Source organism: Pantoea sp., assembly GCF_028283705.1.
Lineage (GTDB): Bacteria > Pseudomonadota > Gammaproteobacteria > Enterobacterales > Enterobacteriaceae > Pantoea.
This window is the reverse complement of sequence record NZ_JAPWKD010000021.1, coordinates 86,288-95,368: the sequence shown is the minus strand read 5'-3', so window position 1 is coordinate 95,368 and position 9,081 is coordinate 86,288. Positions and strand designations below refer to the sequence as shown.

The window sequence follows — 9,081 nt, the reverse complement described above, 5'->3', positions numbered from 1 at the left end:
AAATACCAGAAAGTCACAAACGAAGCTGGCCGCCAGATACATGCGGTGCAGCGTGTTCGTGGCAAGTCGATTCCTTTGATTTGAGGTGAAGATGTCCAGAAATGAATTCTACGCATATGAGTGCCGCGCAGCGGTGATTGAGTATCGCGCTCAGGCTCATAAATACCGTGACTGCTCTGTGCTCCGCCCATGCTATTTGCAACTGGCATGGAAGAACCGGCGACAGGCTCGCGAATACGTATCACAGGCTGCCTAGGCGGCCTTTTTTATTACCAAAATCTGAGGTTATACATGAAAGAATTAATCGCAATCCTCGATAAGAAAGGTGTTCAATATACCGTTAATGGCGACGCGATCAGCGTCGGCGGCTACCTCGACCTGGAAGGCACCGGCATCACCAGCCTGCCGGATAACCTGAGCGTCGGCGGCTACCTCGACCTGCGAGGCACCGGCATCACCAGCCTGCCGGATAACCTGAGCGTCGGCGGCTACCTCGACCTGCGAGGCACCGGCATCACCAACCTGCCGGATAACCTGAGCGTCGGCGGCTACCTCGACCTGGAAGGCACCGGCATCACCAGCCTGCCGGATAACCTGAGCGTCGGCGGCTACCTCGACCTGCGAGGCACCGGCATCACCAGCCTGCCGGATAACCTGAGCGTCGGCGGCTACCTCGACCTGCGAGGCACCGGCATCACCAACCTGCCGGATAACCTGAGCGTCGGCGGCTACCTCGACCTGGAAGGCACCGGCATCACCAGCCTGCCGGATAACCTGAGCGTCGGCGGCTACCTCGACCTGCGAGGCACCGGCATCACCAGCCTGCCGGATAACCTGAGCGTCGGCGGCTACCTCGACCTGGAAGGCACCGGCATCACCAGCCTGCCGGAGAAATTCACCTGCGATTCGCTTTATCTCGATCCCGAGCGCATCAGCAATGTGGCGTATCGCGAGAACTGCGGTTACAGCGGTCGCACCATCTTCGCCGTCTGGACCAAAGGTGAATTTCGCATCGCTGCCGGTTGCTTCTTCGGCACCATTGATGAGTTCGAAAGCGCAGTTGATGACAAATATTCAGGTGATGCAGCGAAAGGCTATATCCAGGCTGGCCGTGATTGCGTTGCTGAATTGACAGAAAAGTTAAACATGGCTGCCTAACCCGCAGCCTTTTTTCTTTCCAGGAATAAATCATGACAAGACAACAAGCTTGGTTATCAGTATTTGCGTTTTGTGCATTGTTCTGGAGTTTGGCGATTTACACAGCATATGGGCTTATTGGTTAAGAGAGAGGTGAAAGATGGCAAATAATTACGAGAGGCTTGACGAGTTAATAATATCAGCCCTCAGTGATAAGCCGAAAACGTTTGGTGAAATATGGACCGGTGATGTTTATCAGGAGTGCATTAAGCATGACCGGGTGGAAACGGCGAGAGTTCTGGATAGACGATTGCAAGCACTTAGAAAGAAGGGATTAATCATTTTTGCCAAAGGATGGCGAAAACTTCAAACAACATAGCCCGCCCCGAGCGGGTTTATTTTTGTGCGGTAAGTTGGAGGAAGAATGAGTGATATTCCGCAGATGAAGCGCCCGTGGAGTGTGGTTGGCGCTGGCTTTAATGACGAAGGTGTTTATTTCACATTCGATGACACTGCAATCCACCGGAGTGACATCAATCTGATGCAGGCAGCACCTGAGATTTTCGATTTACTAAAACTTGTCGTTGAAAAATACGAGCAGGGCTTTGTGTTGAATGAATCAGACATTGGCGAATGCAAAAGCGTGCTCAATAAGGCGCTGGGCCAGTAACCACTAACAGGGGGATGTATGGAAGGTGAAGTAGAAAAATTAGTTGTTGATGTCTTCTTTCAGAATTACGGGCCTGAAGATGGCATTCCACCGCACTGGTGCTGCAAATTTATTCGTGATGGCTGGGCTGATTACGAATATTTCGATACAGCTGAAGAGGCATATAACTTTGCCGCTCAGCATGGGTATACAGGATCGGCTGAATAGCAGCGCAATGGCTTGTGATTACAGGCCATGACGGTGCTCGTCACCAGACCAGAGGTTACCCCTCGACCATTGAGAAACAACCAGACCGAATCATCCTTTACGGGAGCCGCAATGGCTCCCTTCTTTTTTCCAACACCGAAAAACTAATTCAGGAGCACTACCCATGATGAGCTATTCCATCGCGGGCAGCGTCAGCATGGGCGCTGCTCAGTTAAACGAGTCACAACTCGACCGCGTAATTAAACGCATCCGTACCAGCCTCAAGAAAGGCTGGCGCTCGATTATCGACACATTAAATCAGCCGGGGCAGCCATGAAATCACATCGATTAACCCGTCATTTCAGAAAAGCACAGGAACTGTCCCGTGAGGCTGTCCTGTACAGCAACGCCGCCAAATGGGCTATGGCAATGCAGATTCTTCGGAGGGCGCACCAATGAGATTCCACCTGAACGCAAAAGACCGCAAGGAAGTACAGAGCATTGCTGATGCCCTGCCAGATAGTGAGCTACAGGACGTAGCCAGAGAGGTTGATGAGTACATGGACAGGCATCACGTCAACCCGCTGATGATGGCGGCTCAGACACTGATTCAGCAGATGTACGGCGGACCTGTCGCACAGATGCTGGATGGCGACGATGAGGCGCATATCAAGATGGATGAAATACTCCGCGAGCTACTTATTACGGCTGGCAAAAACAGGCGCAGCGTAAACATTATGATTAATAAGGTGGCGTGATGACAACTGCATTAACAACAATGGCCGGAAAGCTGGCTGAACGTCTCGGAATGGACCCGGGAACTGACCTTATGAACACGCTGAAAAATACAGCATTCAAGGGTGGCAATGTAACGGATGAACAGTTCACCGCCCTGCTCATCGTTGCTAACCAGTTTGGCCTGAACCCATGGACGAAAGAGATTTACGCCTTCCCTGATAAGGGTGGCATCGTGCCAGTAGTTGGCGTGGATGGATGGGCACGCATCATCAATGAGCATCCTCAGTTCGACGGCATGGAATTCGCCTATGACAAGGAAGAAGGAGCTTCTACCTGCAAGATTTACCGGAAGGACCGAAATCATCCCACGGTTGTTACTGAGTACATGGCGGAGTGTAAACGTAATACACAGCCATGGCAGTCACACCCAACTCGAATGCTACGCCACAAATCGCTCATCCAGTGTGCCCGCATGGCTTTCGGCTTTGCCGGTATTTTTGACCAGGACGAAGCTGAACGAATTATTGAGAACACGCCAGCCAGCGTTACGGCTGGAAAAGAAAGTGATGCGCGCAGGCCAGAGCTTATTGCCAAATGCGAAGCCGCGGCAGAGATAGGCATGGAGATTTTCGCCGAGACATGGAAAGGGCTGACACAGGAAGAGCGTCAGATTGTCGGCAACTCGGAGAAGGAACGCATCAAAAACAGCATCGCCATAGATGCGGATTTCAGTGAGGTGCCAAATGGAGCAGAGAACTGATGAATGGTTTGCGGCGCGCTGTGGCAAGGTCACGGCCAGCCGCCTTGCTGATGTCATGGCACGAACAAAGTCAGGGTACTCAGCCAGTAGGCAAAATTATATGGCCGAACTTATCTGTCAGAGGCTGACAGGAAAGAGCCAGGAAGGATTTACCAATGCGGCTATGCAACGCGGAACCGAGCTTGAGCCAGTAGCAAGAGAGATGTATGTGCTCAACCAGTTTGATGCACAAGTGGTTGAGACTGGTTTCGTCAACCATCCAGAGATATCAGGATTTGGCGCAAGCCCTGATGGCCTGGTGAATGATGACGGGCTTATTGAAATCAAATGCCCAAACACCTGGACCCATCTGGAAACGCTGAAATCAGGCAAGCCACCGCTTCGTTATCTTCTGCAAATGCACGCACAGATGATGTGCACAGGCAGGAAATGGTGCGATTTCGTCAGCTATGACGACCGGTTACCGCCTGAACTGGCCTATTTCGAAACTCGCATACATCTTGATGAAACGCTCGTTGCGGAAATTACGGGCGAGCTGAAATCGTTCCTGGCTGAACTCGAAAAGGAAATCGAGGGAATTCGCCACAGGGTTAAGGATGCTGCATAACCATGCGCAAAATAGCCATGTACCGACGAAACAATCACCCAAACAGTGGCTTCAAAGAAAAACTGGCCTACCAGTTAAGTAAAGGTCCAAAAACAGGCAGTGAGCTCTGCATCATCTTCAACATGTCTCTCCGTGATTTCAATTCAAACATCCGTGACGTTATCAGCAAGCATGGTGAAACCCTCCAGGTAAATGCGACTGACCCGGTAAAGGTTGGTCGCTTTATCGACAAAACCTACTCGCTGGCAAGGAGGCCAAAACGGGTTAATCCGAAGAAAGGAAGCCCGCTGATTGTCAGCTGGAAGCAACTTGCAAATACCGGCGAGGAGAAGCGCCTCGAATGTGAAGCAGCCGCAAAGCGCCGGGCGCGATTAATCAAAGCCGGATTCAATCCCGGATGCCTGGAATAACACCATGCCCTACACCGAACGTCAGTGGTTAGTCATAGCAGCAATAACCTCTCTGCTGATGTTCTGGTGGGGATTATCAATATTGAGTATGGGGTGAGATATGGACTTACACGAAAGAATTGCAGAGCTGGAAAGTAAACTGGATGCGATGTCGCACGAATGCGGGATGATGCTCGGCCTTCTGAATGACATCCGTCATTACCATGAAGAATGCACGCACGATGACCAGATGCACGCGCTTATTCCCCTGGAATATGTTTCGGCAATCAATGGATTTGTTGAGCGCGATGTTGATGGTGAAAATCCATGCCCTCTTACGGATGCATTCCTGCTCTCTGTGCGGGCGGAAGGCGTCGATCTTCTCGCATCTGAAGCTGGTCAGATGGCTCAGGTATTTAAGCAAGGTTCAGCTGACTGGAAGCGTTGGAAGTCTATCGTGTTCTTCGCTGTTCATTTCGCTGCACAACTCCGTAACGGTGAGCATGTCGGGGAGGAAGGTAATGGGCGCTAAAAGAATCTGGAATGGTCAACAGGTGCCAGAAAAAGGTGACGAGGTCTTAATCCACCTGGCAAGCGGCGATACCTGGGAAAAGTATACGGTGGAAGGCTTCCACATCTGGCCCCACCTTGGTGGTGACGCCACCTACCACAGAATTTTCGTTGATGTTTATCGCATGGATGGAGGACAGCGGATCACTAACAGCCGCCTGTTAAAAGATATCCGCCCGATAGACTGGCGCGAAGGCGACGACTATAACCCGACGGAGGAGCCAACCAAATGATTCGCGAAAAAGATATTGCCTACGAAAATGGAAAATATTGGGTATTAAATCACAAGTCGAGTTTTCACGTAATGAAGTCAGGAATTACTCATGCCACTTGCGACAGTAACTATGCAACTTTGGATCTTGCTGTGGCGCGTTGTGATTACCTTGCCAAGAAGGAGCCAACCAAATGATGCCGATTATCGAATCGCAGGCACAGCGGGATGCGCTGATTGAACGTATTGACTACTGGTTTCGGCTGCTTAACCTTGCGCCGGTAAGCATGGCAGACAGTCAGGACATTTTAATTATGAAAGTTGCGCGAGCTGCGCTGGAGTCCGACACATCTAAACTCGCAGAACTGGCAGAGAGAGTGAGAAAGGTTCGTGAGGATGCTAAAGACTTTGATGGCGACCGCCGTGGTATGTGGGAGTACCAGGAAGAACAGGAAGCGTTATTGCTGGAAGAAGCCGTTAAATACACCACACCACCCGTACCGTCGTTTAAACCTATGGTGATGCCCGGCGCGGACCATGAAGCTGATGGGGGTTATAAATACTACCGAGAAGAAACAGTGCGGAAGTTCCTCCGCGAAGCTGGCATTCCAGTAGTCGGAGATGACCAATGACAACCAGAGAATGCCTTGCACTGGCAATTGGCTTTATTGTCTGCGTGCTTCTCATCGCTAAGTTGGGGCTACTGAAATGAAGATGATCAATGCATTTAGCTGGTATGGGAAAAAATTCAGCATGTTTCTTTCTGCTGAGATGTGCGGTGTTCTGATAGCGAAATATTACAACGGCTCGGATCTGGGTTTTTGGATGGCATTCCTCCTGGCCGTTGTATTTGGCTTTGTCAGGAATTCAGAAGCAGCTGATAAATACTGGAGCGGAAACAAATCATGACAATGCAACTACTGAATGAGCTGGTTGAACTTGCCGGGAAAGTCACAGCTTTGAATCTTGATACTGCGCAATCAGTTAAAGACGAGGACGGCTATATTGAATGTCCGCTTTGCTGTGGTGAAGGGCATGTTGACGCCGAGAATGATTATTGCAATATCGACGCCGTTCCGCTTGGTGTGCAGTTTTACGGAATTGGCCCGGAACATGGATTAGCAGAGCAATATTTCAGAGCCGCCAACCCTGCCGCTATCCTCGCCATAGCTGAGTACGTTAAGGGACTGGAAGAGATACGTGCCGCCGCCGAAAAACTGGTTCGCTGCAAAGGTCGCTATCACAGTGAGCAGAATTATCGCGCACTGGCTTCGTTATTCGGCGTAGTGACTCCTGACCTTCATCATATTCCTGACGCCGGGAAGGCAATCCCTAAAGGCTGGAGACTAATGCCAGATGAGCCTACAGCAGAAATGATGAAGGCAATGTATCAGGCGCAGGACATGTGGCCCAATGCTCACTGTGACAATCAGAGGGAGCTTGAGATGTCATTTGCCAGGCCGCGTTATATTGCCGCGCTCGCCACAGCACCGGGGGTACCCAATGATTAGCGATGAGAGGCTGGAGCCTGACTACGATTTGCTCGGCAAGGATGCACTCATGGCGATTTTCCGCAGAGCAGAATCAAGCATGGTGCAGGAGTTAGCTTTGCGATTAATTCGCACGGAAAAGGAGCTGCTGGCACTACGGGTGGCGTTTAGCGAGCCAGTGTGCTGCATAGAGCCGCCTGAACTGAGTTACCTTGCCAATGGTAATGATGCTCGCGTTTATTGGCCGGAAGCAGCAGAGCATGGCGACATACTTCTCTACCGCAAGCCACCAACAGATTAATCACCCCGCCAGATTAACCCAGCCGCGAAACGCGGTTTTTTATTGCCTACAGTTCGGAGAAATAACCATGTACATAGAACTCGGTGACAAATACGTCCTCACCGCTGACCAGTATCAGTACATCGTTCAGGAAAAGAAAACCGTCAAAGAGGGAAAGAACGCTGGCAGCGAATATCTGTCGCTTGTCGGCTATTACCCGAAACTCAGCCAGGCAATATCCAGCCTGATTAATCTGGATGTGCAGCTGTCGGATGTACAGTCATTACATGCGATGGAGCAGCACATTAACCGCGTGGCATTGCAGTGTGAAAAGGCATTTATGGAGACAGCATCATGAATTTTGCAGACCCGATTGATGAGGCAGCAGAGCGCGAACAACAGATGATTGCTGTTGCCCTGGCTAATCGTAAGCGGCCGGAAATGAAGTTCACCGGGCGCTGCTATTACTGCGGTGAGGTGATTCCGAAAGCGAACTTCTGTGATGAAGGGTGCTGTCAAGATTATGAGCGACTGGAGAGAGCCAACAAGAATCGGAGGGTGGCATAAATGCTTAAAGTTCGCGACCCAACCTTTACCGAATATCTCAATGGTGTCGCATGGACGGAAGCAGGCAAGGAAGTAACACGCAAGGATGGCTGGTCCATTGAGCGTATTAAGTTTGCTGAACAGGTATGGAATGACTGTCGGCAGAAGATGAAGCCCCGCAAGTCTAAATAATCCCCCACCCCATTTAATTATCGCGCTATGCGTGAGGAGTTGTTATGTCCGTAGTTAAGCCCGAGAAGAAACAAAAACACGATGGAGCTGTTGACCTGATGTTCTCGGATGAGGCCAGATTCATTGTAATGCGCGGAGACTACACCGCCGAGCGAATGCTGCAAGCGGCTGTCGAGCAGAGTGTGATTTCTCCCGACCATGATGACTGGAAAGGCGCACGGTATTACCAGACCTGGTATAAGTCATCGCCTATCGGCGGTCAGGGTGGTTACTCGCGCTGGAACCATCCGCGAGACACCCCATGCCGAGGGGCATATTTCGCCTCTGTTCTGGAGTGGGATTAATGACCCACGGCCAAATCCTCACCCTCGACTTCATCATCCTCGTTGCCATATGCGTTGTAACCATATGGCGACAGGGGAGCTGATATCTCAACTTTGTCACTATATGCCTGCATCAGGAGTAAATATGGATAACCTGCGCGACGACTCGCTCATTGACATGAAATTCATGATGCGCGATTCTGGCTTTACCGATCGCTACTTCTACAAGCAAATTGAGAAGGGCAATCTTCCCCCACCGAAAAAGTTTGGCCGATCATCCCGATGGGAGTACGCCGACTATAAATGCTGGAAGCAATCCTTCACCTCACCAAAATGACCACCGGAAAAAGCCTTTGTGGGCACAATTGCGGGCATAAATTTCAACGAACAAAATATTACCCTGCATCATCATGAAGTTATCCTTCATTCACGGTGTTTGCAGGGAACGCCATGAGCAGCCTTTCCTTGCTGTTAATCCCACCGGAATAACATCTACGTCACCAACGAAATGTGTGGTTAAAAGTGAATTGTGCTCTTCGGCAGATCTGATGACATCAGGGATGGGGGCTTACAGGGAAGGTGATTAAAGGGCTGGTTGCAGCCCTTTTAAAGCCAAATTCAAAACAGCCAGCGCGCCAGTGCCAGAGAAAGCCCGGCTGTCGTAACCATACTCGCCATCAGCCATTTTGTTTGTTTGCCAATTTCTTCATGAAGATCGCTACGAGTCATGTAATTTGACTTGATTACCGCCAAATCAATTTTCATCGCGGCAAGATCCACGTCCTGCTTTGACGTTCGTATCTCCATATTTGATCTCCTCATGTTAGCTGTCATTGTAAATTCCGTGATAATTCCTGGAGTTATCGTTTGCTATGCTAACGACATCCGCAGAAAAATCACCAAAAAAACGCAGCAAAAACGTGAAATGCCAACACACTCGCAGAACAAATCCCGCGTTTCATCACGTTGCAGAGTCAATTCC

The 9,081-nt window shown here is 50.3% G+C and carries 22 protein-coding genes; 20 read left to right on the top strand and 2 right to left on the bottom strand.

Going from position 1 to position 9,081, the window contains the following annotated elements:
- Positions 1 to 209, bottom strand: a 209-nt coding sequence (locus PW844_RS19070; protein ID WP_299455265.1) for a hypothetical protein, incomplete at its 3' end; no start/stop codon positions are given.
- An 82-nt stretch (positions 210 to 291) separates the two neighbouring features.
- Between PW844_RS19070 and PW844_RS19065 the strand changes: the two genes are divergently transcribed.
- The 20 genes from PW844_RS19065 to PW844_RS18970 all read left to right on the top strand — a co-directional run bounded on the left by PW844_RS19065 (position 292) and on the right by PW844_RS18970 (position 8,436).
- Complete coding sequence (locus PW844_RS19065) at positions 292 to 1,158, top strand: hypothetical protein (protein ID WP_299455262.1); 867 nt, start codon at positions 292 to 294, stop codon at positions 1,156 to 1,158.
- Positions 1,159 to 1,561: 403 nt separating this feature from the next.
- Positions 1,562 to 1,807, top strand: coding sequence for a hypothetical protein (locus PW844_RS19060; RefSeq protein ID WP_299455259.1), 246 nt, complete (start codon positions 1,562 to 1,564; stop codon positions 1,805 to 1,807).
- A gap of 18 nt (positions 1,808 to 1,825) precedes the next feature.
- A complete protein-coding gene (locus PW844_RS19055) occupies positions 1,826 to 2,014 on the top strand; it encodes a hypothetical protein (RefSeq protein ID WP_299455256.1) in 189 nt (62 codons plus the stop codon).
- Between the two features lie 163 nt (positions 2,015 to 2,177).
- Complete coding sequence (locus PW844_RS19050) at positions 2,178 to 2,330, top strand: protease FtsH-inhibitory lysogeny factor CIII (protein ID WP_367187767.1); 153 nt, start codon at positions 2,178 to 2,180, stop codon at positions 2,328 to 2,330.
- A 79-nt stretch (positions 2,331 to 2,409) separates the two neighbouring features.
- Positions 2,410 to 2,751 (top strand): hypothetical protein, encoded by a 342-nt coding sequence (locus PW844_RS19045; protein WP_299455253.1) that lies wholly within the window; start codon positions 2,410 to 2,412, stop codon positions 2,749 to 2,751.
- Positions 2,751 to 3,491: a phage recombination protein Bet gene (gene bet, locus PW844_RS19040; RefSeq protein WP_299455251.1), complete on the top strand. Its 741-nt coding sequence runs from the start codon at positions 2,751 to 2,753 to the stop codon at positions 3,489 to 3,491. The genes PW844_RS19045 and bet overlap by 1 nt, the downstream gene beginning before the upstream one ends.
- Positions 3,475 to 4,098 (top strand): lambda exonuclease family protein, encoded by a 624-nt coding sequence (locus PW844_RS19035; protein ID WP_299455250.1) that lies wholly within the window; start codon positions 3,475 to 3,477, stop codon positions 4,096 to 4,098. The genes bet and PW844_RS19035 overlap by 17 nt, the downstream gene beginning before the upstream one ends.
- 2 nt (positions 4,099 to 4,100) lie before the next feature.
- A complete protein-coding gene (locus PW844_RS19030) occupies positions 4,101 to 4,508 on the top strand; it encodes a hypothetical protein (protein WP_299455247.1) in 408 nt (135 codons plus the stop codon).
- A 100-nt stretch (positions 4,509 to 4,608) separates the two neighbouring features.
- Positions 4,609 to 5,019 carry a hypothetical protein gene (locus tag PW844_RS19025; RefSeq protein WP_299455245.1) on the top strand — a complete coding sequence of 137 codons (411 nt, stop codon included), beginning with the start codon at positions 4,609 to 4,611 and terminating at the stop codon, positions 5,017 to 5,019.
- Positions 5,009 to 5,290 carry a hypothetical protein gene (locus PW844_RS19020; RefSeq protein WP_299455242.1) on the top strand — a complete coding sequence of 94 codons (282 nt, stop codon included), beginning with the start codon at positions 5,009 to 5,011 and terminating at the stop codon, positions 5,288 to 5,290. The genes PW844_RS19025 and PW844_RS19020 overlap by 11 nt, the downstream gene beginning before the upstream one ends.
- A complete protein-coding gene (locus tag PW844_RS19015; protein ID WP_299455240.1) occupies positions 5,287 to 5,466 on the top strand; it encodes a hypothetical protein in 180 nt (59 codons plus the stop codon). Before PW844_RS19020 ends, PW844_RS19015 begins: the two co-directional genes overlap by 4 nt.
- Positions 5,463 to 5,900 (top strand): hypothetical protein, encoded by a 438-nt coding sequence (locus PW844_RS19010; RefSeq protein ID WP_299455237.1) that lies wholly within the window; start codon positions 5,463 to 5,465, stop codon positions 5,898 to 5,900. Before PW844_RS19015 ends, PW844_RS19010 begins: the two co-directional genes overlap by 4 nt.
- A gap of 76 nt (positions 5,901 to 5,976) precedes the next feature.
- Entirely contained in the window at positions 5,977 to 6,177 is a 201-nt protein-coding gene (locus tag PW844_RS19005; RefSeq protein ID WP_299455234.1) for a hypothetical protein, read from the top strand.
- Complete coding sequence (locus PW844_RS19000; protein ID WP_299455232.1) at positions 6,174 to 6,779, top strand: hypothetical protein; 606 nt, start codon at positions 6,174 to 6,176, stop codon at positions 6,777 to 6,779. The genes PW844_RS19005 and PW844_RS19000 overlap by 4 nt, the downstream gene beginning before the upstream one ends.
- On the top strand, positions 6,772 to 7,059 hold the full coding sequence (locus PW844_RS18995; RefSeq protein ID WP_299455230.1) for a hypothetical protein: 288 nt from the start codon (positions 6,772 to 6,774) through the stop codon (positions 7,057 to 7,059). The genes PW844_RS19000 and PW844_RS18995 overlap by 8 nt, the downstream gene beginning before the upstream one ends.
- A 67-nt stretch (positions 7,060 to 7,126) precedes the next feature.
- A complete protein-coding gene (locus PW844_RS18990; protein WP_299455228.1) occupies positions 7,127 to 7,396 on the top strand; it encodes a DUF5405 family protein in 270 nt (89 codons plus the stop codon).
- Positions 7,393 to 7,605, top strand: coding sequence for a hypothetical protein (locus tag PW844_RS18985; protein ID WP_299455226.1), 213 nt, complete (start codon positions 7,393 to 7,395; stop codon positions 7,603 to 7,605). The genes PW844_RS18990 and PW844_RS18985 overlap by 4 nt, the downstream gene beginning before the upstream one ends.
- On the top strand, positions 7,606 to 7,776 hold the full coding sequence (locus tag PW844_RS18980) for a hypothetical protein (protein WP_299455223.1): 171 nt from the start codon (positions 7,606 to 7,608) through the stop codon (positions 7,774 to 7,776).
- Positions 7,777 to 7,820: 44 nt separating this feature from the next.
- The gene (locus tag PW844_RS18975) at positions 7,821 to 8,120 is read left to right on the top strand and encodes a hypothetical protein (protein ID WP_299455220.1); all 300 of its coding nucleotides are present in this window, start codon (positions 7,821 to 7,823) and stop codon (positions 8,118 to 8,120) included.
- 124 nt (positions 8,121 to 8,244) lie between these two features.
- Positions 8,245 to 8,436, top strand: coding sequence for a hypothetical protein (locus tag PW844_RS18970; protein ID WP_299455217.1), 192 nt, complete (start codon positions 8,245 to 8,247; stop codon positions 8,434 to 8,436).
- 281 nt (positions 8,437 to 8,717) lie between these two features.
- Here PW844_RS18970 and PW844_RS18965 read toward each other — a convergent pair whose 3' ends face one another.
- Positions 8,718 to 8,906 (bottom strand): hypothetical protein, encoded by a 189-nt coding sequence (locus tag PW844_RS18965; RefSeq protein ID WP_084876187.1) that lies wholly within the window; start codon positions 8,904 to 8,906, stop codon positions 8,718 to 8,720.
- Between the last annotated feature and the right edge of the window lie 175 nt (positions 8,907 to 9,081).